Raw genomic sequence first — 25,771 nt, 5'->3', positions numbered from 1 at the left:
TCCGTGATATAAATGTGCGCCTGCCCAAAGGGTTCCGAGTTAGGCACCCTGCTCCTTGGCATTGGGCGGCTTTCAGAAAATTATCTCAGTGGTCGGCACCTCTCCAAGTGGCAATCGAACAGGCAAAAATCTCCGTCGGTGACCTACAGCGCGGCATGTTTGTTTCCAGGCTGGACAGGCCCTGGACACGAACACCTTTTGCGCTGCAGGGCTTTTATATCCGCGACCTGGAGGAAATACGGCAGCTGCAAAAATGCTGCCGCTTTGTCTATGTAGATGTTCACAAGACCGTTGGTAGTGCTGGTGCGACCCTACGCCGCCTGGTCGGTGGCAGCGGTGCTGGTATAGTTGGTGAAGGTCGCACCCCCCGCGTTACTATCCCCTGTCGTCCAGTGGCAATTTCTCACAGAGCATACCCTCCGCCACAGCCTGCCCGGCGCGAAGCCAGTAATGCACGCAAACTGCATGGGCAGATATTGCAGGGCATGGGGCAGGTGATGGGGTTAGTGGCGAGCAACCGGCCGCTACCAGTACAACAGGTCAACCGGGTGGTGGAAGACCTTGTGGATAGTGTGTTGCGCAGCCCCGATGCTTTCGCCTGGCTGGCTCGGGTGCGGGATAAAGATGAGCATACCTATAGCCACTCGGTGAGGGCGAGTATCTGGGCAGTACTGTTTGGCCGCCATATCGGTTTAGGGCGACGTGAACTATTACAGCTGGGGGTGGCGACTCTTCTAAAGGATGTCGGTAAATTGGCTATCCCTGCGGAAGTGTTGCAGATGAAGCAACGAGATCCGCGCAGTGAGCTGGAGTATCGAAAGTTTGTACTGCACAGTGCGAATATGCTTGCTGCCGATGTACAGATGGACCCACAAGTAATTAATATTGTCCGCTGCCACCGCGAACGTCACGATGGAAGTGGTTATCCGGAAGGCCTGCGGGGTGACAAGATTCCCGTGTTAGCGCGTATGTGCGGGATTGTGACCTTTTACGATGAAGCAACTAACCCCCGTGGTGTTAGCGAACCTATAGCTCCATCTCGTGCCGTGGCGGGCCTGTATGACTTGCGAGGTATCGCCTACCAGGAGCAGCTGGTAGTGGAGTTTATTCAGGCGATAGGCCTTTACCCAACGGGTACCCAGGTGGAGCTTTCCAATGGTGAAGTGGGCGTGGTAGTGGAGCAAACTTACGATCGTCGCCTTAGGCCGAAGGTGATGATTGTACTGGATGAGAACAAGCGCCAATTGAATAAACCTCGCCTTCTCGACCTGGCTGAGACTGAGGATCGTGCGAAGAAGCTGATTGAGCGAGGAAAGATGAGTGCTCAGGTGCAAGTGAGTATTTTGCGTGATATCGAGCCCGGCGCTTACCCCCAGGTGGATACTGCTGCGGTGCGGGATACTTATTTATTTAAAGGTAATGGGCAGCTATCCCGTTTGATTTCCCGCCTGGCGAAATAACTGCTGCTACTCACTACCCAGACTATCCACGATGGGCGGTTTATGCCGCCCCTCTCAAGTTCAGTCATTCTCAGCGATAAGGTTTCCGAAGTGCTCACCCATTCGTACGGTGGTTTCCGCATCCAATGAGTCCAGCCAGCGCACTTGCTCCTTGCCGAACAACATAATAACGGTGGATCCCAGTTTAAAGCGGCCCATCTCCTCGCCCTTTTTCAGGTGGATTGGTGCGGTGTCTAGATAATTGGTGCTACGCACATCGCGCTTGTGTGGGGTTACCTGGCCTGCCCATACGGTTTCGATACCGGCAACGATCATAGCGCCGACAAGAATCATAGCCATGGGGCCTGCCGCAGTATCGAATACACACACCAGCCGCTCATTGCGGGCGAACAGGCGAGGAACATTTTCCGCTGTGACTGTGTTGACTGAAAAGAGTTGGCCCGGCACATAGATCATGCTGCGCAAGGTGCCGGCCATAGGCATATGCACACGGTGGTAATCCTTGGGCGACAGATAAACTGTGGCGAAATGGCCGTCGTTAAACTGTGCTGCCAGCTCCGGATCACCGCCCACAAGTTCGAGCAGGCTGTAATCGTGTCCCTTGGCCTGGAATATGCGGCCGTTGTGAATGCCTCCCAGCTGACTGATGGCACCATCCGCCGGGCAAGCAAGGCTGTGCTCACCGCTGACGATTGGGCGTACGCCTTCTTTTAGTTCGCGGGTGAAAAAATCGTTAAAGGTGCGATAGGCGGTACAGTCGGTCTCCTTTGCCTCCTGCATATTGACACCGTACTTATCCACAAACCAGCGGGTGAAGGGATCTTTGATCGATTTGATTTGTGTGTTCGCCAGCCAGCCGGCAGCGCGTGAAAAGGCATGCTGTGGGGTCAGGTACTGCAGTGTGGCAAAGAGTTTTGGATTCATAGAATTACAACGTTTCTTGATGATTCTTACTGTTCTACCGGTGTATCGGGCAGGTTACCCCACTCGCTCCAGGAACCGGGATAGGCGTGTATATCAAAGCCCAGGGATTTACCCACCAGCCAGGTGAAGCCAGAGCGGTGATGGCTTTGGCAATGGGTAACGATTTTGTGCTTGTCGTCAATTCCCAGCTTGGCAAGAAATTCCCGTGCATCGGTGCGGATACGCAAGTCGCGCTGAGGATCCATTAGCTGGGTCCACTCGCAGTTGATAGCTCCGGGAATATGGCCACCTTTCATGGCTAATACCCGTTCACCAGAATATTCCTGCGGTGAGCGCGCATCCCAAATAATGAAATCCGGGTTGCCTAGTTGTGCCTGGATTTGTTCGGCGTCAATGGACGGGGTTGAATCGATGGATATTTCGATATCGCTGGGGTTGGCTTGTGATTCGTCAGTGGAGAGAGGCAGGCCAGCACTGCGCCAGGCGTGCATACCACCATTCAGATAGCTGTAGTTATGGTGGCCTATCATCTCCAGGGTCCACAGAAAGCGTCCAGCCCAGCCGCCTCCTTCATCGTCGCAGGCGACGACATGGGTTTCTGGGCGCAAGCCAATTGCGCGGAATATTCGGGTCAATTGTTCCAGGTCTGGCAATTTACCGGGCGCTGGAGGGGTACCGGCCATCAAAGCCTGGAAAGGCAGGTGCAAGGCGCCGGGAATATGGCCGCTCAAATAGTTTTGGTTGGAGCTGAGATCGACAATTAGCAGCTCCTCACGCTCTAGTTCGGCAGCGAGATCTTCCGCTTCGATAATCAGGTTCAAAATTTATTCTCCGATTCCAGGCTGTTGCGCAGGTGTAAGAAACTGTTCATGCGGCGTTCGGTGATGTCGCCACTGGACAGTGCTTTGTGGATGGCGCAACCGGGTTCACCCTGGTGACGGCAGTCCCTAAAGCGACAGTGGCCGATAAAGGGGCGGAACTCTACAAAACCTTCCAGCAGCGCAGTTTCCTCCATATGCCAGAGGCCAAATTCACGGATGCCAGGGGAGTCTATCAAATCGCCGCCACTTGGCAGGTGAAACAGTTCCGCCGCAGTAGTGGTGTGGGTGCCTTTCAAGGTGGCTTGTGAAAGCGCACCAGTACGTGCGCCGGCACTTGGGAGCAGTGCGTTCACCAATGATGATTTTCCCACGCCGGATTGTCCTACAAAAACACTGCTGCCCAGGGCCAGGGTTTCCAGTAATTGGGGTAAGCCCTCACCGGTTTTCGTGGAGAGTTTTAGTACCGGATAACCCAGGTCTGGGTAAGGGGCCAGCAACTCATCCAGTGCTTCGCGGTTACTGTCGTTGATCAGGTCGATTTTGTTGAGCAATAAAATAGGTGGAATGCCGGTGGTTTCTGCCGCTACCAGGTAGCGATCGATAGCATTGGCGAAGGGCTCGGGATAGGGTGCTATAACGATGACAATACGATCGATATTGGCGGCGACGGTTTTTAAATCGCCGTAGCGATCTGGTCGCTGTAATTCCGATGTACGGGGTAGGCGTGCACCGACCACACCATACCCACCATCGCTGTCACTCGTGGCCGGGCGCCAGGCAACATGATCGCCGGTAACCAATGTCTCAATATTGGCGCGCAGGTGGCAGCGCTGGCGCAGGGAGGAATCACTTTCACTCTCTACCAATATCTGGGTGCCATAATTGGCGATCACCAGGCCGGTCTGTTCCTGGGCCAGCTGACCTTCATCCATCGCTTGTTCCGCCGACTGCTCGCGCTTGCGCGCGCGGGCCTCGCGTTCCTGCTGGATTTTGGCGATACGCCATTGCTGGCGCCGGTTCAATTTGCGTTTACTCATGCATTGGTACCTGGGGATCAGCGGCGGATTATAGCTATTGCCGGGTAGTTACGGTAACTTGCGCGGAAAGTTTGAGGAGACCCCCTGTGGATCAGAACAACCTGATCTGGATCGATCTGGAGATGACCGGCCTCGATCCAGAGAAAGAGCGCATTATCGAGATTGCTACCATTGTGACCGATTCGCGCCTAAATGTTCTCGCTGAAGGCCCTGCAATGGTAATTCATCAGAGTGATGCTCTGTTGAATGCAATGGATGATTGGAACACTGAACAACACGGTGGTTCTGGTCTGGTAGCACGGGTGAAGGAGTCGACCATATCCGAGCGAGAAGCGGAGCGTGAAACTATTGAATTCTTGCGCCACTGGGTACCGGAGGGTGCGTCCCCTATGTGTGGTAACTCTATTGGCCAAGACCGCCGCTTTTTAGTCAAATATATGCCGCAGTTGGAATCCTACTTCCACTATCGCAACCTGGATGTGAGTTCGGTGAAGGAGCTGGCCAGGCGCTGGCGCCCGGAAGTGCTGGAAGGGGTAAAGAAGCACAGTAACCACCTGGCTCTTGATGATATCCGCGATTCGATCGGAGAGCTGCGCCATTACCGCGAGACTTTTTTTCGTCTCTAACTCTTGCCCCTTAGCTTTGCGTGTCGCTGCGCGGTCTAGGTGGGAGCGCGCTTGATCTTGCGCTTGCGCTTTCGGCCACCACGCAGGCGTGCCAGGGCCCAGTCAATATGTTCAAGCACTAATGGCGTGGCGGTTTGCCGCGCTTGTTCCAGGGTGTCCAGGACTCTATCGACGGGTTCGCCATTGCCGAGGGCAACCGCCAGATTGCGTTGCCAGCGTTCGTAACCAATACGGCGAATGGGGGAGCCTTCAGTTTTGCGCAGAAACTCCTCTTCGCTCCAGTTGAATAGTGCCAACAGCTCGCCGTTATCCAGTCCGTGGCGTGGGTGGAAATCCTGTTCGGCGGTGGGTTTGGCGAATTTGTTCCAGGGGCAGATCGTCTGGCAGTCATCGCAGCCAAATACACGGTTTCCGATGGGCTCGCGAAATTCTTCGGGTATCGGCCCTTTATTTTCGATGGTCAGGTAGGAGATACAGCGGCCCGCATCCAGGGTTCGAGGACCGATAAAGGCATCGGTTGGGCATACCCGGAGACAGGCCACGCAGTCGCCGCACTCATCGACGAAGTCACCTTCGTCGATAGGTAGCGGTAGGTTGGTATAGATTTCTCCGAGGAAAAAGAACGAGCCGGCTTTAGAGTTAATCAGTAGGCAGTTCTTGCCCACCCAGCCGAGTCCGGCTTTGCGAGCTAATGCCCTTTCCAATACCGGGGCGCTATCGGTAAATGCACGCCCTTTGGATTCGATCCCGTGCTCGGCACAAAAAGCATCAATTTTCTTGGCCAGGTTAGCCAGGCGTTTGCGAATCAGCTTGTGGTAATCGCGCCCGTTGGCATAACGTGAGACATAGGCTTTACTGGAGTCTTTCAGTATTTTGATGGGTTGGGTATCCGGTGGAAGGTAGTCGAGACGCACACTGATGGCGCGGATAGTACCTTCCTCCAGGAGTGCTGGGCGCCAGCGCTTTTCCCCATGAGCACCCATCCATTCCATATCTGCGCTGTAACCGGCATCAATCCATGCGCGTAGGCGCTCGCCATCCTCCTCCAGCTGGCAATCAGTAATGCCAACTTGCTGGAAGCCCAGCTCCCGCCCCCAGGTTTTAATCAGGTTGGCTAATTCTGCGAGCAGTGAATCGGTCATAGGTAAAAGCGGCTCGATATCCCAGGCAAGCACATTGACTGGCCGGGGCGGTATACTCTGCTGACAGAGCAACTGACAGCGATGCAATCGCCTATTTTGCCACAGATGAATTCTTGACCACATTGCGGGAGCCGCATGGATACGCCTCAATCTCTGTACAGTGCCGAATCGGTACGGGAACTCGACCGACAAACCATAGCTGCGCTGGAAATTCCCTCTATTCAATTAATGAAACGCGCCGGCCGCGCGGCCTTCAAGCATTTGCAGGCACAGTGGCCCGATATTGGCCGAATACAGGTCTTTTGTGGCGGTGGTAATAACGGTGGGGATGGCTATGTGATTGCGGCCCTGGCTGCGCAGAAAAAGATCCCGGTTACGGTTTATGCCTGTACTGAGCCGGGCAAGCTGAAAGGTGATGCGCGAGAAGCCTGTGAATATGCCCTTCGAGAAGGCGTACAGGTGTTGACTTCCTTAGCAGAGTTGGACAATGCCGATGGCAATACCCTGATCGTGGATGCCCTGCTTGGTACTGGGTTTAGTGGGGCTTTGCGCGAGGATGTCGCCCATGCGGTGGAGAGAATTAAGAAGAGTCCTGGGCCGATATTGGCTGTGGATATCCCGTCCGGTCTAAGCGCCGATACGGGAACCGCTGACCTCGCTGTACATGCGGATATGACAGTGACTTTTATCGGGCGCAAACTCGGCCTCTATTGTGGTCGAGGCCCGGCGCTATGCGGTGAGGTCCAGTTCGAGGATCTGGGCGCGCCAGCGCAGGCCTACTGTGATGTTGATGTCTCAGTGCACCGCTACACGGCGGAGGGTATTAAACGCTTGCCAGTGCGTGCTGCGGACAGCTTTAAAAACCAGTTTGGCCATATTCTGATCGTTGGAGGCGATAGCGGCTTTGGCGGTGCTGCACTTATGGCTGCTCAGTCCAGCGCGCGGGCTGGAGCCGGTCTGATTTCTCTGGCGACTCGCCCTGAGCACCTCTCTGCAGCTTTGACTCGTTGCCCTGAAGTTATGGCTTATCCGGTAATTTCCGGCCAGGAGCTGGAGCCACTGCTGGACGGCCCCAGTGTTATAGCTGTTGGTCCCGGCCTCGGGCGCTCGCCCTGGAGCGAACAGCTGTTAGCCCGCGCGGGGCGAGCAGAGGTGCCATTAGTGGTGGATGCGGATGGGTTAAATATCCTGTCCGAAGGGCGGGTATTGGCCGGCGTGAAACGGAATGATTGGGTACTGACGCCCCATGTGGGAGAGGCGGCACGCCTGCTCGGTTGTGACACTGCCGATGTACTGGTCGATCCCCGTGAAGCAGCTGCCGCAGTTCAGGAGAAGTTCAGTGGTGTGGTGATACTTAAGGGCGCAGGTACCCTGATTGCCCACGATGGTGGTGTAGATCTGATAAATAGCGGTAATCCGGGTATGGCCTCTGGTGGTATGGGCGATCTGCTTACCGGTATCGTCGCTGCACTGATCGGGCAGCACCTGCCCCTGGTTGAAGCGGCCCGTCTGGCAGTTTGGCTGCATGGAGAAGCCGGTAATCGCGCTGCTGAGGATGGCCAGCGAGGTTTGTTGGCCACCGATTTATTGCCTTGGATTCGACGGTTGGTAGATTGATAGTGAGTGAACTCAAAATACATTTGGCGGACGAAGAAGCAACAGTCGCCAGTGGAGAGGCGCTGGGGCGCGCATGCCTGGCCAGTGGCCTGCAGCATGGACTGACCTTGTATCTGAATGGCCAGTTGGGTGCTGGGAAAACCACTTTTTGCCGTGGCGTGTTAAGGGCTTTTGGTCATGACGGCGCAGTAAAGAGTCCCACCTATACGTTGGTGGAGCCCTATGAGCTGGGTACGCAACGGGTTTATCACTTTGATCTATACCGGCTGGGTGACGCCGAGGAGCTGGAGTTTATGGGGGTGCGGGATTATTTCGCTGCCCACAGTCTGAGTCTGGTGGAGTGGCCGGAGCGCGGTGCTGGTGTTTTACCGGAGCCGGATTTGCAATTGGACCTGGAGGTGCCAGATAGCGGAAGACAGTTATTGCTGATTGCTCACTCCAAACAGGGCACAGCAGTGCTCGATACGCTGGAAAAATTGCTGCAATAGTATCGGCAGACCTTAATTCGAGGGTGTGTGAATAACAATAAGCGAAAGGACTGAGATGTAATGAGTTTGATGTGGCGGTCACTTTTGGCCCTGATTTTTGGGCTGGTGATAGTAGTGCCGTTAAAGGCGGCAGAAGTGGAAGGTGTACGTCTGTGGCGTGCGCCGGATCACACACGCCTGGTTTTTGATTTGAGTGGGCCGGCGGAGCACAAGCTCTTTACCCTGAGTGGACCGCACCGGGTAGTGGTGGATATTACTGATACCAAATTGAAAGCTCAGTTGGATGCACTGGATTTAAAAGACACCCCTATTGCTCAGGTACGTCACGCGCGCCACAACAAGAAAGATCTGCGTGTGGTGCTCGATCTCAAACAGCAGATCAATCCACGTAGTTTTGCCCTGCGTCGCCACGAGAAATTACCAGATCGACTGGTAATCGATCTTTACGACAAAGTTGAAAACCAAGAAAAAACTCTACTACAAGTAAGTAGTGAACGAGATATCGTTATTGCTGTAAATGCTGGTCACGGGGGCGAGGATCCGGGGGCTCTAGGTCCTGGAGGTCTGCGGGAGAAGGATGTAGTGCTGGCGATCGCGCGCAAACTCCAGCGGGAACTCGATCGAGAGCGGGGGTTTAGCGCGAAATTGGTAAGAACAGGTGATTATTTTATCCCCCTGAGACAGCGAGTGAAAAAAGGGCGCAAAATGCGCGCTGATTTATATGTCTCGATTCACGCCGATGCCTTTACCCGTAAAGAGGCTCGTGGTGCTGGTGTCTACGCAGTTTCCTCTCGAGGAGCGACCAGTGAGACGGCTCGCTTCTTGGCCCAGCGAGAAAATGAGTCTGATTTAATTGGGGGAGCGGGAGACCTGAGTCTGGATGACAAGGATGATACTCTTGCCGGGGTGTTATTGGACCTGTCGATGACTGCGACTATGAATGCGAGTCTTGACGTTGGTGCCAGCGTACTGAGCTCCCTGGGTAGTTTTACCCATTTGCACAAAAAGAAAGTGGAGCAGGCAAATTTCTCAGAGCTACGTAATCCCGATGTACCTTCAATCCTCGTAGAAACAGGTTTTATCACTAATCCCTATGAGTCTCGACGCTTGAGTGACCCTAAATTCCAGCAGCGCATGGCAGAAAAACTCAGCGAAGGTATAGTGGGCTACTTCAGCCGTCGTCCACCGGCAGGCACTTGGCTAGCAGCTAACCAGGGCACCAAGTCGCGGCGTCATATAATTGCCCGAGGTGAGACACTATCCGGGATAGCTGCGCGGTATAATGTCTCTGTTACAGCCCTAATGAGGGCTAACGGCATTAAAAACTCAGTGATTCGCGTGGGTCAAACCCTGAGTATTCCCTCGGGGTAAGATCGAATTCCATAGCCTTTCAGGCCGGTCAAATAAGCGTTAACAGGCCAGTGTCATGCACGAACGTATCCAGCAATTATCGCCCCGCCTTGCCAACCAAATCGCCGCTGGCGAGGTGGTAGAGCGCCCGGCTTCAGTTATCAAGGAGCTGCTGGAAAACAGTCTCGATGCAGGTGCCACGCGTTTGGAGGTGGATGTCGATAGCGGCGGTATCAAACGTATGAAAGTGCGCGATAACGGTAAAGGTATCGAACGCGAAGACCTGCCTATGGCTCTGGCCCGCCACGCTACTTCAAAGATTCATGTGTTGGAAGATCTCGAGGCTGTAGCGACCCTTGGTTTTCGCGGTGAGGCTCTCGCCAGTATTTCCTCAGTAGCGCGCTTGGCGCTGACCAGCAGCCGTGATGAGAGTGGCAAGGGCTGGCAGGTGAGTGCAGAAGGGCGTGATATGCAGGCGCAGCTATCCCCGGCTGCCCACCCTCGCGGTACCACCGTGGATGTGCGTGATCTATTTTTTAATACCCCTGCGAGACGCAAATTCCTGCGTACCGAGAAGACTGAATTTAACCGCATTGATGACACCATTAAGCGTTTGGCCCTGTCCCGTTTTGATGTCTCCATCAGTTTGCGCCATAACGGCAAAGGAGTGCATAACCTGCGAGCAGGCAGTGGCCGTGTTGAAATGGAACGCCGTGTTGCCCAGGTTTGCGGCCCGGCTTTTATGCAAAATGCCCTACATATTGATGTGGAACGAAATGGTCTGCGTCTCTGGGGTTGGGTGGCTGAGCCTGCATTCTCACGCTCCCAGGCCGACTTGCAGTTTTTCTATGTCAATGGCCGTGCAATTCGCGACAAGGTAGTGAGCCATGCGGTGCGCCGTGCTTTTGCCGATGTGCTCTATCACGGTCGCCATCCTGCATTTGTACTCTACTTGGAACTGGACCCCGCATCAGTGGATGTTAACGTGCACCCAACCAAGCACGAGGTGCGCTTTCGCGATGGCCGTTTGGTGCATGATTTCCTGTTTGGTAGTTTGCACCGGGCCCTGGCTGATGTGCGACCAGGACAGCGTGAAGAGGCCGTAGAGGAGGCGGCTGAGGATACAGAAGTTGCGAGTGCAGACAGAGTTACTGGTATCCAGGCCGGGGAGTTTGCCGGACAGCAGAAGATGCCGCTGAGCAATAAACCTTCTCCTGGAAACCTGCAGCAGCAGATGAAGGCCTACGGTACTTTGCACCAACCCTATCAAGGGAGTGGAGCGGTGGCTGAGCTTGTAACTAGGGGGGCTGAATCTGGCAGTATGGCAGCGGTGGCACCGGCACCTCTGGGGGGGGAAGTAAGTTCTGGAGAAGAGGCGCCACCTCTGGGTTTTGCTATTGCCCAGTTGCACGGGATTTACATTCTCGCGCAGAACGAGCAGGGCATGGTTGTGGTGGATATGCATGCCGCCCATGAGCGTATTGTTTACGAGCAGATGAAGGTCGCTCACGCTGCCGGGGGTATCCAGGCCCAGCCGTTACTGGTGCCGGTGAGTCTTGCAGTAAGCCAGCGCGAAGCGGATTGCTTCGAGGAGCGCAGTGAAGTCTTTACGTCTCTTGGCTTTGTATTACAGCGCGCCGGTCCTGAGACCCTGCTGGTGCGCCAAGTGCCTACCATGTTGCATGGCGCGGAGGTGGAGCAGTTGGTGCGTGATGTCCTTTCCGATTTATTGGGGCAGGGTGATAGTGAACGTATCGGTGAGCGCATTAACGAAGTGCTTGGCACCATGGCCTGCCACGGTTCAGTGCGTGCCAATCGCCGTCTGACGGTGCCTGAAATGAATGCCCTGTTACGGGATATGGAGCGCACCGAGCGTAGCGGCCAGTGCAATCACGGCCGCCCCACCTGGACCCAGGTTAAACTGGCAGATATGGATAAGTGGTTTATGCGCGGTCAGTAGCCGTGAACTGGAAGTAGGTGGTGATTTGAACAAGCGCATTTTGGGTGACAAACCCCGCGCAATTTTCCTGATGGGCCCCACGGCATCGGGCAAGACGGATCTGGCAATGGCGCTGGCGGACAATCTGCCGGTGGAGTTGATCAGTGTGGATTCTGCTTTGGTGTATCGAGGTCTGGATCTGGGTTCCGCAAAACCATCCCAGGAAGAGTTAGTGCGCTATCCTCATCGCCTAATCGATATTTGTGATACCAGTGAATCCTATTCCGCAGGTCGATTTCGAAAAGATGCCCTGGAAGCTATGGACGAAATCAGTGCAGCAGGTAAGATCCCTCTCCTGGTAGGCGGAACTATGTTGTATTTCCGTGCTCTCCTGGAAGGTATGGCAAAACTACCTGAAGCCGATGCACAATTGCGTGCAGAAATTGAGGCTCGTGCTGAACAAGAGGGTTGGCCAGCCCTGCACGCAGAGTTGGCTGAAGTGGATCCGGATTTGGCGGCGGAGTTACATCCGAATCACTCGGTACGAATCGAGAGAGGGCTGGAGGTTTACCGTCTCACCGGAGTGCCCATGTCCCAGTTGCGTCGCGAGCAGGCCGGTAGTGGGGTACAGAAACGCTACCAGCTGAGCCAGTTGGCGATTATGCCGAGGGATAGGTTGCTGTTGCACCAGCGTATTGAATTGCGCTTTAAGAGGATGCTTGAAGCCGGGTTTGTCGATGAGGTGCGTGGGCTACGTGCTCGGGATGATTTGCACGAGGACCTCCCGGCGATTCGCGCTGTGGGTTATCGTCAAGTTTGGCATTACCTGGATGGCCGCTGTGATTATGATGAAATGGTAGCGGCGGGTGTTGCGGCTACACGTCAGCTGGCCAAGCGACAGCTGACTTGGTTGCGACGCTGGCCAGACCTGCAAACTTTGTATACTCAGGATGCCGATGGCAGGGTGCGTGAGAATGACGAAATATTGGCGGAAGCCTTGAAATTTCTCGCCTGAGCATCCATAACGTGGTTGGGCTAATAAACGACAAGCTCATTCAGTCAGTTTTCAAAGGGCCGGCCTTTTCCGGCTTACTACTACACTACTTACACGCGTATTCAACCTCAGTCGTTCTTTGATCCGCGCTCTTCGCGGATGCGATTGCGGCCTGCATACCGCATTCAGCTTTTTGACAAGGAGAAAAAAGATGTCAAAAGGGCATAGCTTACAAGACCCTTACCTCAACGTACTGCGCAAAGAGCGTATCCCGGTTTCTATCTATCTGGTAAACGGCATCAAGCTCCAAGGGCAAATTGAATCTTTCGACCAGTTTGTGGTGTTACTAAAAAACACCGTTAGCCAAATGGTCTATAAGCACGCTATTTCCACTGTTGTTCCGTCCCGAGCTGTACGTGTGCCCTTGCTGAACCCGGCGGCACAACACGGTGGTGAAGGTAACGGTGAGGGCGGAGAGCGCGAATCCTTTAGCTGATAAGCCACCTATTTTGACCAGCGCCTCTTTACGAGGGGTGCCTGCAGCGGGTGAGCCCTGAATGACTTGCCCACTGCCACTTCAGTCTGGAAGGTGGGTTGCTGTCCACTTCCGCATATAGAGATTTCCCATTGTTTTTCGATCGACCGGAATCCGGTGAGCTGGCGGTGCTGGTTCACCTAGAACTCTCCGCAATCGACAGTCCCGAAGACCCTCGTGAATTTGAGGAGTTGGCCCTCTCTGCCGGAGCAGATCCGGTCAGTTTTATTTTTGGCCAGCGCGCAACGCCGGACCCGAAAACTTTTGTCGGGCGCGGTAAGCTGGAAGAAATTCGCCAGGTGGTAAAAGAGCAGGGCGCGGAGCTTGTGATCTTTGATCACATTCTTTCTCCTAGTCAGGAGCGCAATATTGAGCGTGAGTTGAAATGTCGGGTGCTAGACCGTACAGGACTGATCCTGGACATTTTTGCCCAGCGCGCACGTACTCATGAGGGTAAGTTACAGGTAGAGTTGGCACAGCTACGCCATATGGCTACCCGGCTTGTGCGCGGTTGGACTCACTTGGAGCGCCAGAAGGGTGGTATTGGCCTGCGTGGACCAGGTGAAACGCAGCTGGAAACTGACCGCCGCTTGTTGCGTGCGAGGATTGATTCTATCGAAAAGCGCCTGGAGAAAGTCAGGCGACAGCGGGAGCAGGGCCGGCGCGCGCGCTCCCGTGCGGATGTGGCCACGGTATCCTTGGTGGGTTATACCAATGCCGGCAAGTCCACTCTGTTTAATCGCCTCACCGATGCAGAAGTTTATGTGCGTGACCAGCTGTTCGCTACGCTGGACCCGACCATGCGCCGGGTTGAATTACCCAATGTTGGCGCCATGGTATTGGCTGACACGGTTGGTTTTGTCTCCCATTTGCCTCATAAACTGGTCGAGGCATTTCGTGCCACGCTAGAGGAGGCTGCTCAGGCAACCCTGTTACTGCATGTGGTAGATGCCTCGGCAGAAGACCGTCTGCATCTGATAGAGGAGGTGCAGAATGTTCTCGAAGAAATTGGCGCAGCGGACCTGCCACAGCTGTTGGTGTATAACAAAATTGACCTCCTGGCCGATTGTGAGCCCCGTATCGATCGTGATGAGGATGGTATACCGCGCGCGGTATGGCTATCCGCAGCTACTGGAGCAGGATGTGAGCTTCTGATAGAGGCTATTGCTGAACGCTTGGGAGAACAGATGGTGCGTGGTCTGTTGGTGGTAAAACCTCAACAGTCCCGACTGCGAGCACAGCTTTACCAGGTTAACGCAATCCAAAGTGAGGTGTATCGCGATAATGGCGACTGTGAATTAGAGCTGCTGTTGCCGCGTAGCGACTTCCAGCGCCTGCTGGCCCAGTTTACCGTCGATGGTGAGGGCCCCGAGTGGTTACCACAAGAATGTGAGGGGGAGGACAATGGAGAGGCAGAATATTAGCGCTCCTGGTGTCATAGTGTTGGTGCTATAGAGAAAGGTTTCTGCGCAACTACGGTTGCGACAAACTTGCCACCAGTTGAGTCCTGGCGGCAATATTTTGCCGGCGGGGGATGCTAGAATCCGCCGGAGACAAAGCTTAAATGATCAGAGTTGGAGTAAGTTAGATGGCCTGGAATGAGCCGGGTGGTAAAGATAAAGACCCGTGGGGTGGTGGCGGTGGCAATCGCAATAATGATGGACCGCCGGACCTTGATGAACTATTTCGGAAAGTCCAGCAAAAGTTAGGTGGTCTGTTTGGAGGCGGTAGCCCCAGTACTGGTACAGGCAACTTTCCTTGGATGCTGGTGATTGGTGTCGCCGTATTAATCTATGCGGGCCTGGGAATCTATCAGGTGAACGCCAATGAACAGGCAGTAGTATTACGCCTGGGTAAGTACCACTCTACAGAATCTGCGGGATTGCACTGGAATCCGCCCCTGATTGATAGTGTCACTAAGGTCAATATGACCGAGGTGCGTACTGAGCGTACGACAGGGCAGATGCTGACGGAAGACGCCAATATCGTTGAAGTCGTATTGACCGTGCAATGGCAGGTTGGTGATGCGGAATCCTTTGTTCTGCGTGTGCGCGATCCTGTGAAGAGCCTGCAAGAGGCCACGGACAGTGCCCTGCGCCATGTGGTCGGCTCCTTGACCTTAAACGGCGTTATCTCTCAAAACCGTACCCAGGTATCCACAGATACCCAACAGCGTCTTCAGGAGTACCTCGATCTTTACCAGACGGGGATTCGTGTCGATGTGGTTAACCTGACTGATGCCAAGGCGCCGCGCGAAGTTCAGGATGCGTTTGACGATGTTACCAAGGCTCGTGAAGACGAGGTACGTTTGCAGAATGAAGCCCAGGCCTATGCAAACCAGGTGATTCCGGTGGCCCGTGGTCAGGCCCAGCGGATTATTGAAGAGGCAGAAGGCTATAAGGCCCGCGTAGTGGAGAGTGCCCGCGGTGAGGCGGTTCGCTTCGAGAAATTGCTGGCTGAATATGAGCGTGCCCCGGAAGTGACCCGCGAGCGTCTCTACCTGGATGCGGTCCAGGAGGTGATGTCCAGCACCTCGAAAGTGATGGTGGATGTCGAAGGTGGCAATAACATGATGTATTTGCCATTGGACAAGTTGGCCCAGGAAAGCACCAGCAAGGCGGTACAGCGCAAAGACACTTCACCGATCGTGATTGAGGAAGTCTACCAGCGCATTGTCGAGCGTTTGCGCCAGGATGCTGCCAATGGCCGTCGCAGCCAGTCTGTCCGCTAGGAGGTGATGGAATGAACAACAAGACTTTGGGAATCATTGCCATACTGCTGGTTGGCATACTGGTGGTATCTTCCAGCGCTTTTGTGGTGAAGGAAACTGAAAAGGGCGTACTGCTGCGATTTGGTGAACTGATACGCACCTATAACGAACCGGGACTTTATTTCAAAATCCCGTTTGCAGAGAAACTGCGCAAATTTGATGCGCGTATCCAGACTGTGGACTCCAGCCCGGTGCGTATGCTTAATAGCGAAAACAAGTTCATGATGGTGGACTCGTATGCTAAGTACCGTATCTCCGATGTGAGCAAGTTTTACATCGCAACCCGTGGTGATGAGCGCAACGCTGTTCGTCTGCTGTCCGAGCAGATCAATGACCGATTACGTAACCAGTTTGGTGTGCGAGACCTGCACGAAGTGGTCAGTGGTGAGCGCGATGAGCTGATGGCAGAGATCACAAAAAACCTGAATCAGGTAGCGCAGAAAAACCTCGGTGTGGAAGTGATTGATGTGCGTGTTAAGCGTATTGACCTGCCACCGGAAGTGTCCGAATCAGTGTTCCAGCGTATGCGCGCCGGACGTGAGCTGGAAGCACGGGATCACCGCGCTAAAGGTCAGGAAGCCAGTGAGCGCATCCGCGCTAATGCCGACCGCCAAAAAGTGGTTATTGAGTCTGAGGCCTATCGCCAGTCTGAGGAGTTGCGTGGTGCCGGCGATGCAGAAGCTGCGGCTATTTATGCCTCGGCTTACAACAAGAACCCCGAGTTCTATCGCTTTACCCGCAGCTTGCAGGCGTACAAAGAGTCTTTCCAGAGTAAATCGGACATGCTATTGGTGGACCCGGACAGTGAATTTTTCCGCTATCTGAAGGACCCTAAAGGGCAATAAACCTTATTAGGGGTTAAACGGCAGCTGATTACTCATTTCAGCTCGCCGTTTTCGGCGAATCCAATCTGTCGTCATCAATACCCCCAATAGCCCTACCTTCCCAGCAGCACTTGATGCTAAAATCACGCAAACCGGGCCTAGCCCGGTTTTTTTGTGGAAGCTGCTGGCTCGCCTTATTAACCCTGATAAACCCGTTTCACCATGACTCAAGCTGATCGCTGGATGTTGCCGGATGGCATCGCGGAAATTTTGCCTGCGGATGCCATTCAGGTTGAGACCCTGCGCCGCCAACTGCTGGACCTCTACTCCTGCTGGGGGTACGAGTTGGTAATACCGCCAATGCTGGAATTCACCGAGTCCCTGTTGATCGGGATGGGGCGTGATGTGGATCTGAGTACCTTCAAGGTTACTGATCAGATCTCCGGCCGCACTCTCGGTATTCGCGCTGATATCACTCCGCAAACCGCGCGTATTGATGCGCACAGTTTTCCCCGCGTAGGCGCTAACCGCCTGTGCTATGCGGGTCATGTTCTCTATACCCGACCGCGTACTGCTATGGGCTCGAGGGCTCCAATTCAGGTTGGTGCGGAGCTGTTTGGTGTGGATAGCCTCAGTGGTGATATAGAGGTGATCTCCCTGATGCTGGAGAGCCTGCAGGTCGCTGGGATTGAACAGATTTACCTGGACCTGGGCCATGTTGCCATTTACCGCAGTCTTGCCGAGGCGGCAGGATTGGGTGAGGTTCAGCAGGATGAGTTGTCGGCGCTGCTACAGAACAAGGCGAGTGCCGATGTGCATAGTTGGGTCGCTGCAAACGTTGCAGATGCGCAGGTAGCGAACTGGTTGCAAGCGCTACCTGGCCTTGCCGGGGGTTCGGACTGCTTGGAGAGAGCCCGCGAGTTGCTTAGCGGCGCTCCAGAGCCGCTCCTGGCAGCGCTATCCGACTTGTACCAAGTCGCCGAGGCGCTGGGAGAGCGCTACCCGATGGTAGAGCTGTTTTTTGATTTGAGCGAAGTGCGTGGTTACGACTATGAAACCGGATTGGTTTTTGCTGCCTATAGTCCGGGCCATGGCCAAGCCCTTGCTAATGGTGGGCGTTACAACGGTATAGGTGCTGTGTTCGGACGGGATCGTCCGGCTACTGGCTTTAGTAGTGATTTAGTGGCCCTGAATACTTTGGGTAATAGAGCTGAGCCCAAGGGTGGCGCCATTCTCGCGCCGGAAGTCAGTGGCCCGGACGGTGTTGGACTTTGGCATGCAGTTGATGAGTTGCGCAGGCAGGGAGAGGTAGTAATCGCTACCTTGTCCGACGGCGCGGACAGTGATCTCCACTCGCGTTGCGACCGCGAGCTGGTGCTCGAAAGTGGTTCCTGGATAGTAAAAAGCCGCGGGACTGATTGAGGGCGGGCGCAGTGGAAGTGCCAGTATAGGTGCGGTGTTCACCGCAAGATCCATTGATGTCGGGGGCTCCAAGCACCCGCCGAGAGAAACCTGAGTTAGAGATTTATACAGATGGGCAAGAACGTAGTAGTGCTGGGAACCCAGTGGGGTGATGAAGGCAAGGGCAAAATTGTCGATTTGCTGACAGAGCAGGTCTCCCTGGTAGTGCGCTTTCAGGGCGGACACAACGCCGGCCACACGCTAGTGATCGATGGTGAAAAAACCGTACTGCACCTGATTCCCTCCGGTATCCTGCGCCCCAGCGTAACCTGCCTCATTGGCAACGGCGTGGTACTTTCCCCTGAAGCGTTGCTCAAGGAAATGAAGGCGCTGGAAGAGCGCGGTGTACCTGTGCGTGAACGCCTGCGTCTGTCGCCGGCTTGTCCACTGATCCTCCCAGTGCATGTGGCACTGGACCAGGCTCGTGAAAAAGCCCGCGGTGACAAGGCGATTGGCACCACCGGCCGGGGTATTGGTCCTGCCTATGAGGACAAGGTGGCTCGCCGTGGCTTGCGACTCGGCGACCTGTGTAACTGGGAAAGTTTCTGCAGCCAGCTCAAAGAGCTGATCGATTACCACAACTTTGCTTTGACCCAGTATTACCAAGTGGCGCCGGTGAGTTACGAAGAGACTTTGGAGGAGGCGAAGATCTGGCGTGAACAGCTGATGCCGATGATTACCGACGTTGCGGATCACCTGCATAAGACCCGTGAACAAGGTGAACATATTCTGTTTGAAGGCGCTCAGGGTTCGCTGTTGGATATCGATCACGGCACTTACCCCTATGTAACCTCCTCCAATACCACTGCAGGTGGAACCGCTACAGGTTCTGGCTTTGGTCCACTTTATCTCGATTACGTTCTGGGTATTACCAAGGCTTACACCACCCGTGTTGGTAGCGGCCCGTTCCCAACTGAACTGGACTGCGAAGTGGGCCGTCATCTGGGCGAGAAAGGCCACGAGTTTGGTGCCACTACCGGCCGCCAGCGCCGCACAGGTTGGTTTGATGCGGTGGCGGTACGCCATGCAATTCGTATCAACAGTATCTCGGGCCTGTGTTTGACCAAGTTGGATGTGCTCGATGGTCTCGAGGAAGTGAAAATCTGCATTGGTTACCGCAATAGTGCCGGTGAAGAAGTTCCGGTGCCCTTCGATGCCGCCGGCTGGGAGGGAGTTGAGCCAGTTTATGAAAGCATGCCCGGCTGGGAAGAGACCACAGAAGGTGCACGCCGTGAGTCAGATCTGCCGGCCAATGCCAAGGCCTATATAGCCCGCATTGAAGAGCTGGTTGGTGCGCCTGTAGATATTGTTTCTACCGGACCTGACAGAAATGAGACCATTGTTCGCGCTTCTTCCGCTCTGTGTGAAATGGGAATCCATAACGCCAGCGAATAAGTGGTTATGGTCCGGTTGTGAACCCCTGGTCTGATCCTGGCCTTGCTATTTTGGGTGAGGCCTCTGATCATTAGACCTGATTCAAGTTATTGGTCGAGTGCCGTTGATGTGCTTATGACCAGAATTCAGCCGGGCCAATTTATGACTTCGACCGTTTCCGTTGCCAGCCGCTATAGCTTCGCAGAAGAGATTGCCAATAGCGTTACTCACGGTGTCGGGGCCCTACTGGCTATCGCCGGCCTGGGTGTTCTCACAGGTTTCGCCGCATTGCGCGGTGATGCTTGGCATATCGTCAGCTCCAGCGTTTACGCCTCTACACTGATTCTCTGCTTCCTTGCCTCGACTCTGTACCATGCTGTCAGTCATATCGGTGCCAAGGCGATCTTGCGTACCCTGGATCACTCCTCAATTTTCCTTTTAATAGCGGGGACTTATACGCCGTTCACCCTGGTGACTCTCCGCGGTCCATGGGGTTGGTGGTTATTTGGGATTATCTGGGGACTGGCACTGCTCGGGTTGATAATTCAGTTCACCCCGCTGAAAAAAATTCGCGCCCTGTCTATCACTTTAAGCGCCTTAATGGGCTGGGTAGTTATCGCTGCAATCAAGCCACTGGCGAATAGTCTTGAGACTGGTGGTTTGTGGCTGCTGGTTTTGGGCGGGCTCTGTTATACGGGTGGTATCGCTTTCTACCTGTGGCGCAGTCTGCGTTTCCATCATGCGATCTGGCACTTGTTTGTACTGGCAGGAGGGATCTTGCACTTCTTTGCAGTTCTTTTCTATGTAATCCCATAGTTTTGTGGCCCTGACAACAGGGCTGTGACACAAGCAGAACTTTCCCGCAGGTTTATCTGTCAACATTGATGACTGGTCGGGCGGATGACACCATTTGATAAATCCGCCTTTCGGAAAAGGGAGGCTCGTCCTAACCTTGAGCGAGCAAAAAGTTGTGTCAAAGGTACTCTCATGCCCAGATTGTCCAGGTTCCCCACGCTTTCCTATTTTCTCGCCCTATACCTGGCGCTGATATCGCTAGGTGTTCACTCAGCAGATAAGCCGGACCCGGCCTTTGAGAAATGGGTTCGGGACTTTCGCCAGACGGCGATAAAGAATGGTATTTCCCCCCAGGTTTATGATCAGGCATTTAAGGGCATAACCTCTCCTGACCAGTGGGTATTGGATCGTGCCAGCTACCAGCCCGAATTCAAGGCACCGGTATGGCAGTATTTCGACAACAGGGTACAGAAACGAGCTATAGAGCGGGGTAAGCAGGAAAAAGAGAAGATGAAGCCCTGGCTCGACAAGATCCAAAAGCGCTTTGGAGTTGACCCAGATATCCTTTTGGCGATCTGGTCGGTGGAGTCGAGTTTTGGTGGCATCCTCGGTAATGACAAAGTCATGCGTAGTGTGGTCCGGTCCCTGGCTACCCTTGCCTACGCAGACCCTCAGCGCAAGAAGTTTGGTCGCCAGCAGTTACTCGCGGCTTTGAAGATATTACAGGCCGGGGATGTCGAGGGGCAGCACCTGTTGGGGTCCTGGGCCGGGGCCATGGGGCACACCCAGTTTATCCCCACCAGTTATCAAGCCTATGCGGTAGATATCGATGGCGATGGCAAACGTGATATCTGGAATTCGGTGCCAGATGCACTGGCTACAGCGGCCAACCTGCTGTCGAGCAATGGGTGGCAAAAGGACAAGCCCTGGGGCTATGAGGTCACTATACCTTCGCGCAAGATGCCGGGAGGTAAGTTGACTGTAGCAGAGTGGGAAAAGCTCGGGGTCAAACGCGCCAATGGTGAATCATTCCCAAATAAGAAAGCTGTGGCAGAGCTGAAGCTGCCGGATGGACGTAACGGTCCCGCCTTTCTGGTTTTCAAAAACTTCTTTGTACTGAAGCGCTACAACAACTCCGATCGTTATGCGACCGCTATTGGCCTTTTGGCGGATCGCATCGGTGGCGCACCACCTCTGGTAAAGGACTGGAATCGACCCTTTACCCCACTCGATGGCAGCCAGGTGGAAGAGTTACAGAAGTTGCTGAAACAGAAGGGGTTTTATACAGGTGAAGTCGATGGTAAGGCCGGCCCTGGCACGCGCAAGGCTATTCGGGAGTTTGAAAAACGTGCTGGTGTCGAAGTGAAAGGGTTTCCCAGTAAGGAAGTACTGGAGTTATTACAGCAGCAATAGCGCCCTAGAAATTTTCGTCTGGCAGCAGGCTGTCCTGAAGCAATTCGAGGTTTTCAACTACTTCCTGTGGCTTGCGGAAATAGGCGATGTGATACATCGCCTCGCCCTCGAGCACCAGGGGAATGTTCTGCTTGCCAATAATGATCCCCTCCCCGTTAGATCGCACCTGGTCGAGTTCCTTGCCGTAAGGGTCGGTAATAGTGGCTAGTAATTCGCCCTCGTATATGTGATCCCCCAGAGCCTTGATATGTTTTGCGATACCACTATCTCCAGCACGCAGCCAACCGCTGCTACGGGCAATAAACGGCTCTATCGAATTGCCACTGCGGCCTTTTGGCAGCATTTCCAGGTGCCGCATTACGTTGATTACGCCCTTGACCCCTGCGCGAATACACAATTCATCAAAACGCAGCGCTTCGCCCGCTTCATAAAGCAGGATTCTTACTCCAAGATCGGCGGCGGCCTGGCGCAGGGAACCATCGCGGATGGAGGCGTTGAGCAGTACCGGTACACCAAAAGCTCTGGCCATGGCACGAGTGTCGGTATCGTCCAGGTTGGCGCGGACCTGAGGTAAGTTGCTGCGGTGCGCAGCGCCGGTGTGAAGGTCGATGCCGTAATCACATTTGGCCACTATCTCCCGCAGGAATACATAGGCCATACGAGCGGCCAGGGAGCCCTTGGCTGAGCCGGGGAAAGATCGGTTCAGGTCGCGCCGATCGGGTAAGTAGCGAGTGTGTTGAAGCACGCCGTAGACATTGACCATGGGAACAGCAATCAGAGTGCCACGCAGGGACTTGAGGCCGCGGCTCTGAATCAGGCGGCTGATTATCTCGATGCCATTAAGTTCATCTCCGTGTACCGCCGCACAGACAAAAATTGTAGGGCCGGTCCGCTTGCCGCGCTGTACATAGACAGGGATTGCCATATCCGTATTGGTATACAGGCTAACCACTGGCAGGTTTATACGACGGGACTCCCCCCTGGCCACTTCAATACCGCCGATTTCAAAGTCCGGGGAATCTCGCATATCTCAGCCACTCTATTGGACTTAATTGATTGTAGAGGGCAGAAGGGGAAGCCCTGTGGAGTCTTCCCGATAGGTTGTATCAGGCCACTGACCTTAAAGTTTGGCCAGAGAAGAGTCGGGTGTCGAGCGAGCAAAAACCTGGGTGCCATTCAACCAAATATTCAGCGCCGGGTTCCAATATCCTGAGGTATGGTACCAGAGGCCGGTTTCGATATCGGCAATGAGGTTGGCACCACGCCAGGGGCTGGGTTCCTGGCCAAAGCCGCGGTTGGCAGTAACTCCGGCCTCGCTGCCGCGGGACCATTGTATCGAGCCCTGCGACTCAAAGATGGCCAGGGGCTTGCCCTCCGGATCGGTCAAATAGTGCTCGCTGGTACCTGAACTCCAGTGGCAGAGAAGTGAGCCGCTCAAGGGGTGTTGTATCCAGTGTCCGATACCGCGTGATTTTCCATCAATCTGGTGTGCTTCCGCCCAGATGCCAAGACCGCTCCAGCTGGTAGTCACACGGCGTTGGCGTGTCGACTTGCGATGGGTACAGGTTTTACTCAGACGGCGCCCAAACGGGTCATAGCGGAAATAGGTTTTGAACTCACCACACTCTGCGGTACTCATCAGACCCCAGCCATCGTACTGGTATTGGTAGTCCTTGCGCCCGGGAATCTCCCGCTCAATGGTGATATTGCCGCGTTGATCTCGCTCGATATGTGCCTGGGCGAATCCAGCCTGGCGAATAGGCGTCGTGAGTTGCAGCGGCGCTTGTCGATCAAATTGCCAGGTTAAGGCGAGGCCACTGTCCAGGGCTGCTAGCCGGCCTGCGTCAAATTTATAGGTGCTGCGAATATTCCCCTGGACATGTATATGGTTTTGTCCGTCTATTTCAGTGCGGAGGATTGGCTCACCATTGGCGTCAATACCGTACAGGGAACCGCAAGGTGTCAGGGTATAGGCTAGATCGAGATTATCGGAGCTGGCACTTTTCAGCCATCCGCGTGAGTCGTACTGATATCTCAGGCTGAAATCGCGAACGTCGCTGCTGTCGTGGTTCTCGGCGATCACCCGGTTGCGCTGGTCGTATTTAAAACGCACGGAAGAGTGTAAATTGTTGGCCTGGATCAGGCGCTGGTGCGCATCGTAATGAAATTCACTGCTCTGGCCGTTGTTGTTTCGGATTCCGGCAATGGAGCCATTTTCATTGTAATTAAAATACCAGCGGCAGTCGTTGTCGCAGTATTCGCTGATGCTGCCATCAGTATTGTAGTGCCAGCGCAATTGGCGTTTATCCGGTGTGTGAAATGAGACTAACTGGCCGACGGGGTCGTAGTGCCAGCGGTAGCTCCCTTTAGCAGTATCCAACTGGGTTAACTGGCCGTGGGCATTGCAGTGCAGTTCCCAGCTGTTGCCATCGGCAAATTGGATCTGGCATATATTGCCGGCACTATCGTATTCGCAGTGCAGGCTCTGGCTGTTGCCGGCGTGAATTGCGTAGGGTAGTCCCCGCTCTGAGTAATCCAGGCCATATTGGTGCATGCCAATTCGGGACTCACGCAATTCACCTTCCGGACCATAGCGCCATTCGCACCAAGTGTCCTCATTGACAACCAGTGCACTCATTCGCTGCCAGTGATCGTACTCAAACCCCCAAACTTTATCCCCGTAGCGTACGGTTTGCAGCTGACCCTGCCCATCCCAGGTGAAGTCCACCCGGCCGCCCTCAGGGTCGACGATCTGCGTCAACTGCCCGCGATCGCTGTAGAGGAATTTCCACTCCTGTTTTCCTGGGTCGACGATTGTCAGCGGCCGGCCTTTATCACTAAAGCGATACAGCCATGGCTGGTCCCCATTGAGTAGTATGCCTTCGGGGAAGCCGTTCTCATCGTATTGATAACGATTGCTGGTGCCTGCGCAAGTGCTGCGTCGGATTCGTCCCAATTCATCGTAGCGGAGGAAGGTGTTCAGCCCATCTGCTCCGATATGTTGGCAGAGATTGCCGTAGGTGTCATAGAGCCAACTGCACTGGCGCTGGCCCTGGACTTCATGAATCAGTTGGCCGAAGCGATCAAAGCGAAGCTGCTGTGATTCCCTGTCGATGGTTTCTACAAGGCAGGTATTGTGCGTCTGCTGCCAGCTGAGGAGGGTCTCTGTCTCCTCTCTTCTCAACTTATGGCAGCGGCCCTGGTGGTCGTACTCAAACTGGGTACTGCCATTTCGGCTGCTGTGCGCCTCAACCAGAGAGAGATCATGGTAACTGTAGTGTTCCCTCTCGCGACCCCGGGAAACACCAGTGAGCAGCCCACCGTGAAAATCGTAAGCACACAAAGTTTGTTGCTCTTCAGGGGCGTGGATGTTGAGCAGCCTGCTAATGCGACCACCGTGGCTGTAGAATTCCAGTACCCGCCCCCAGGAGCTTACAATTTTCCTGGGCAGTCCCTCGCTGTAGTCGATGGTCAGGGCATTGCCAAACTGATCCCGGATTTCGGTAAGAGGCAGGGCGCTGTTGACCCCGTCGGCACGAAAAATTTTGTGAGGCTCGCTAAATGCCGTGAGGCGATAGCTATGCAGGCTCTGGCGAAACAGCAGCAGGCGCTCAAAACGGTTGTAACAACCGTGGCCAATCGCGGGCAGTTGAAAGTGGACCCTACGCCCCTCCGCAGTGTGTAATTCGACGGTATTGCCCTGTACTGACAGTTTTTCGCTAAGGGAGTGGCGCCAGCCGGCGCCGATGCCACAGTCGTCGCTAATTGAGGAGCGATAGTAGCGTTTCCATTGGAAGGGCAGTGGGCCCGGTAGTGCTAAGTCAATGCTTTCGAAAGCCAGCTCGCCACTTGCCCCGTTAACCCAGCCCTCAATGCGCAGGCTGCGCTGCATTGGCGGGATACAGATGTCAAGGGGATTGACTCCGGGAATATTGATCAGGCTTGTCGGGCCATCGCCGATACCGGGAAGTAATTGCCCCGCTGGTGCTGAGGCGAGGGTGTAGGTATTAACTGATACGTCAGGAGCCTGTGGCCACAACGGGTGGATATGATCGGTAGTATCGGTTGGTGAAAGTAAGTTCTGAATTTCAGCCAGCCATAGGCAAGCCGCGGCCGGATCCCCCTGTGAGAAAGTAACAGGGGGAGGGCTTAGGGTTTTGAACAGGTTGGGTACTAGCTGGGTGAGACGTTCCGGTGTCAT

Annotated in this window: 21 protein-coding genes; 15 read left to right on the top strand and 6 right to left on the bottom strand. The window is 54.6% G+C overall.

Annotation, left to right across the window (positions count from 1 at the left end; translation table 11 throughout):
• The first annotated feature begins 107 nt into the window (after positions 1 to 107).
• Positions 108 to 1,460 carry a cyclic di-GMP phosphodiesterase gene (locus ABWV76_RS08350; protein WP_353375738.1) on the top strand — a complete coding sequence of 451 codons (1,353 nt, stop codon included), beginning with the start codon at positions 108 to 110 and terminating at the stop codon, positions 1,458 to 1,460.
• A 60-nt stretch (positions 1,461 to 1,520) separates the two neighbouring features.
• Here ABWV76_RS08350 and asd read toward each other — a convergent pair whose 3' ends face one another.
• From asd to rsgA, 3 genes are read right to left on the bottom strand one after another with little or no spacing between them, the layout of a single operon-like run.
• Positions 1,521 to 2,384, bottom strand: a complete 864-nt coding sequence (asd, locus tag ABWV76_RS08345; RefSeq protein ID WP_020413633.1) for an archaetidylserine decarboxylase — start codon at positions 2,382 to 2,384, stop codon at positions 1,521 to 1,523.
• Between the two features lie 26 nt (positions 2,385 to 2,410).
• Complete coding sequence (locus ABWV76_RS08340) at positions 2,411 to 3,205, bottom strand: sulfurtransferase (protein WP_020413632.1); 795 nt, start codon at positions 3,203 to 3,205, stop codon at positions 2,411 to 2,413.
• A complete protein-coding gene (gene rsgA, locus ABWV76_RS08335; RefSeq protein ID WP_282951882.1) occupies positions 3,202 to 4,242 on the bottom strand; it encodes a small ribosomal subunit biogenesis GTPase RsgA in 1,041 nt (346 codons plus the stop codon). Before rsgA ends, ABWV76_RS08340 begins: the two co-directional genes overlap by 4 nt.
• Positions 4,243 to 4,328: 86 nt before the next feature.
• Here rsgA and orn point away from each other — a divergent pair, with 86 nt between their 5' ends.
• On the top strand, positions 4,329 to 4,868 hold the full coding sequence (gene orn / locus ABWV76_RS08330) for an oligoribonuclease (RefSeq protein ID WP_020413630.1): 540 nt from the start codon (positions 4,329 to 4,331) through the stop codon (positions 4,866 to 4,868).
• Positions 4,869 to 4,903: 35 nt separating this feature from the next.
• On the opposite strand, the gene queG is transcribed toward orn, so the two are convergent.
• Positions 4,904 to 6,010: a tRNA epoxyqueuosine(34) reductase QueG gene (gene queG, locus ABWV76_RS08325; protein ID WP_282951881.1), complete on the bottom strand. Its 1,107-nt coding sequence runs from the start codon at positions 6,008 to 6,010 to the stop codon at positions 4,904 to 4,906.
• 135 nt (positions 6,011 to 6,145) lie between these two features.
• Between queG and ABWV76_RS08320 the strand changes: the two genes are divergently transcribed.
• The 13 genes from ABWV76_RS08320 (at position 6,146) to ABWV76_RS08260 (ending at position 21,570) form a co-directional block, all read left to right on the top strand.
• Entirely contained in the window at positions 6,146 to 7,627 is a 1,482-nt protein-coding gene (locus ABWV76_RS08320; protein ID WP_282951880.1) for an NAD(P)H-hydrate dehydratase, read from the top strand.
• 2 nt (positions 7,628 to 7,629) lie between these two features.
• Positions 7,630 to 8,115: a tRNA (adenosine(37)-N6)-threonylcarbamoyltransferase complex ATPase subunit type 1 TsaE gene (tsaE, locus tag ABWV76_RS08315; RefSeq protein ID WP_020413627.1), complete on the top strand. Its 486-nt coding sequence runs from the start codon at positions 7,630 to 7,632 to the stop codon at positions 8,113 to 8,115.
• Positions 8,116 to 8,175: 60 nt separating this feature from the next.
• Positions 8,176 to 9,486, top strand: a complete 1,311-nt coding sequence (locus ABWV76_RS08310) for an N-acetylmuramoyl-L-alanine amidase (protein ID WP_020413626.1) — start codon at positions 8,176 to 8,178, stop codon at positions 9,484 to 9,486.
• A gap of 55 nt (positions 9,487 to 9,541) precedes the next feature.
• Positions 9,542 to 11,425: a DNA mismatch repair endonuclease MutL gene (gene mutL / locus ABWV76_RS08305; RefSeq protein WP_020413625.1), complete on the top strand. Its 1,884-nt coding sequence runs from the start codon at positions 9,542 to 9,544 to the stop codon at positions 11,423 to 11,425.
• A 70-nt stretch (positions 11,426 to 11,495) separates the two neighbouring features.
• Positions 11,496 to 12,419 (top strand): tRNA (adenosine(37)-N6)-dimethylallyltransferase MiaA, encoded by a 924-nt coding sequence (miaA, locus tag ABWV76_RS08300; RefSeq protein WP_040628948.1) that lies wholly within the window; start codon positions 11,496 to 11,498, stop codon positions 12,417 to 12,419.
• Between the two features lie 190 nt (positions 12,420 to 12,609).
• Positions 12,610 to 12,894 (top strand): RNA chaperone Hfq, encoded by a 285-nt coding sequence (gene hfq, locus ABWV76_RS08295; RefSeq protein ID WP_020413623.1) that lies wholly within the window; start codon positions 12,610 to 12,612, stop codon positions 12,892 to 12,894.
• A gap of 131 nt (positions 12,895 to 13,025) precedes the next feature.
• A complete protein-coding gene (hflX, locus tag ABWV76_RS08290; protein WP_020413622.1) occupies positions 13,026 to 14,357 on the top strand; it encodes a ribosome rescue GTPase HflX in 1,332 nt (443 codons plus the stop codon).
• 164 nt (positions 14,358 to 14,521) lie between these two features.
• Complete coding sequence (hflK, locus tag ABWV76_RS08285) at positions 14,522 to 15,664, top strand: FtsH protease activity modulator HflK (RefSeq protein ID WP_020413621.1); 1,143 nt, start codon at positions 14,522 to 14,524, stop codon at positions 15,662 to 15,664.
• A gap of 11 nt (positions 15,665 to 15,675) precedes the next feature.
• Positions 15,676 to 16,548 (top strand): protease modulator HflC, encoded by an 873-nt coding sequence (gene hflC / locus ABWV76_RS08280; protein ID WP_020413620.1) that lies wholly within the window; start codon positions 15,676 to 15,678, stop codon positions 16,546 to 16,548.
• A gap of 201 nt (positions 16,549 to 16,749) precedes the next feature.
• The gene (locus ABWV76_RS08275) at positions 16,750 to 17,949 is read left to right on the top strand and encodes an ATP phosphoribosyltransferase regulatory subunit (RefSeq protein WP_026305107.1); all 1,200 of its coding nucleotides are present in this window, start codon (positions 16,750 to 16,752) and stop codon (positions 17,947 to 17,949) included.
• A gap of 111 nt (positions 17,950 to 18,060) precedes the next feature.
• Complete coding sequence (locus tag ABWV76_RS08270) at positions 18,061 to 19,383, top strand: adenylosuccinate synthase (RefSeq protein ID WP_353375736.1); 1,323 nt, start codon at positions 18,061 to 18,063, stop codon at positions 19,381 to 19,383.
• 114 nt (positions 19,384 to 19,497) lie between these two features.
• Positions 19,498 to 20,178: a PAQR family membrane homeostasis protein TrhA gene (gene trhA / locus ABWV76_RS08265; protein ID WP_020413617.1), complete on the top strand. Its 681-nt coding sequence runs from the start codon at positions 19,498 to 19,500 to the stop codon at positions 20,176 to 20,178.
• A 171-nt stretch (positions 20,179 to 20,349) separates the two neighbouring features.
• On the top strand, positions 20,350 to 21,570 hold the full coding sequence (locus ABWV76_RS08260; RefSeq protein WP_353375735.1) for a lytic murein transglycosylase: 1,221 nt from the start codon (positions 20,350 to 20,352) through the stop codon (positions 21,568 to 21,570).
• Between the two features lie 4 nt (positions 21,571 to 21,574).
• On the opposite strand, the gene ABWV76_RS08255 is transcribed toward ABWV76_RS08260, so the two are convergent.
• Together ABWV76_RS08255 and ABWV76_RS08250 are read right to left on the bottom strand one after the other, a co-directional pair.
• The gene (locus tag ABWV76_RS08255) at positions 21,575 to 22,597 is read right to left on the bottom strand and encodes a succinylglutamate desuccinylase/aspartoacylase family protein (RefSeq protein WP_020413615.1); all 1,023 of its coding nucleotides are present in this window, start codon (positions 22,595 to 22,597) and stop codon (positions 21,575 to 21,577) included.
• A 93-nt stretch (positions 22,598 to 22,690) separates the two neighbouring features.
• Entirely contained in the window at positions 22,691 to 25,771 is a 3,081-nt protein-coding gene (locus ABWV76_RS08250) for a DUF6531 domain-containing protein (RefSeq protein WP_353375734.1), read from the bottom strand.

It is taken from the genome of Microbulbifer sp. NBRC 101763, assembly GCF_040371615.1.
Taxonomy (GTDB): Bacteria; Pseudomonadota; Gammaproteobacteria; order Pseudomonadales; family Cellvibrionaceae; genus Microbulbifer; species Microbulbifer variabilis.
The sequence above is the reverse complement of the archived record's forward strand: the minus strand, read 5'-3'. Positions and strand labels throughout refer to the sequence as shown.

What these genes read in the sequence shown, in the direction of transcription:
- ABWV76_RS08310 (WP_020413626.1), top strand. Translation starts at nt 8,176, where the DNA reads ATGAGTTTGATGTGGCGGTCACTTTTGGCCCTGATTTTTGGGCTGGTG.
- hfq (WP_020413623.1), top strand. Translation starts at nt 12,610, where the DNA reads ATGTCAAAAGGGCATAGCTTACAAGACCCTTACCTCAACGTACTGCGC.
- miaA (WP_040628948.1), top strand. Translation starts at nt 11,496, where the DNA reads ATGGGCCCCACGGCATCGGGCAAGACGGATCTGGCAATGGCGCTGGCG.
- hflK (WP_020413621.1), top strand. Translation starts at nt 14,522, where the DNA reads ATGGCCTGGAATGAGCCGGGTGGTAAAGATAAAGACCCGTGGGGTGGT.
- hflC (WP_020413620.1), top strand. Translation starts at nt 15,676, where the DNA reads ATGAACAACAAGACTTTGGGAATCATTGCCATACTGCTGGTTGGCATA.
- queG (WP_282951881.1), bottom strand. Translation starts at nt 6,010, where the DNA reads ATGACCGATTCACTGCTCGCAGAATTAGCCAACCTGATTAAAACCTGG.
- ABWV76_RS08260 (WP_353375735.1), top strand. Translation starts at nt 20,350, where the DNA reads ATGCCCAGATTGTCCAGGTTCCCCACGCTTTCCTATTTTCTCGCCCTA.
- ABWV76_RS08250 (WP_353375734.1), bottom strand. Translation starts at nt 25,771, where the DNA reads ATGACACCGGAACGTCTCACCCAGCTAGTACCCAACCTGTTCAAAACC.
- ABWV76_RS08270 (WP_353375736.1), top strand. Translation starts at nt 18,061, where the DNA reads ATGGGCAAGAACGTAGTAGTGCTGGGAACCCAGTGGGGTGATGAAGGC.
- asd (WP_020413633.1), bottom strand. Translation starts at nt 2,384, where the DNA reads ATGAATCCAAAACTCTTTGCCACACTGCAGTACCTGACCCCACAGCAT.
- ABWV76_RS08255 (WP_020413615.1), bottom strand. Translation starts at nt 22,597, where the DNA reads ATGCGAGATTCCCCGGACTTTGAAATCGGCGGTATTGAAGTGGCCAGG.
- trhA (WP_020413617.1), top strand. Translation starts at nt 19,498, where the DNA reads ATGACCAGAATTCAGCCGGGCCAATTTATGACTTCGACCGTTTCCGTT.
- ABWV76_RS08275 (WP_026305107.1), top strand. Translation starts at nt 16,750, where the DNA reads ATGACTCAAGCTGATCGCTGGATGTTGCCGGATGGCATCGCGGAAATT.
- ABWV76_RS08320 (WP_282951880.1), top strand. Translation starts at nt 6,146, where the DNA reads ATGGATACGCCTCAATCTCTGTACAGTGCCGAATCGGTACGGGAACTC.
- mutL (WP_020413625.1), top strand. Translation starts at nt 9,542, where the DNA reads ATGCACGAACGTATCCAGCAATTATCGCCCCGCCTTGCCAACCAAATC.
- rsgA (WP_282951882.1), bottom strand. Translation starts at nt 4,242, where the DNA reads ATGAGTAAACGCAAATTGAACCGGCGCCAGCAATGGCGTATCGCCAAA.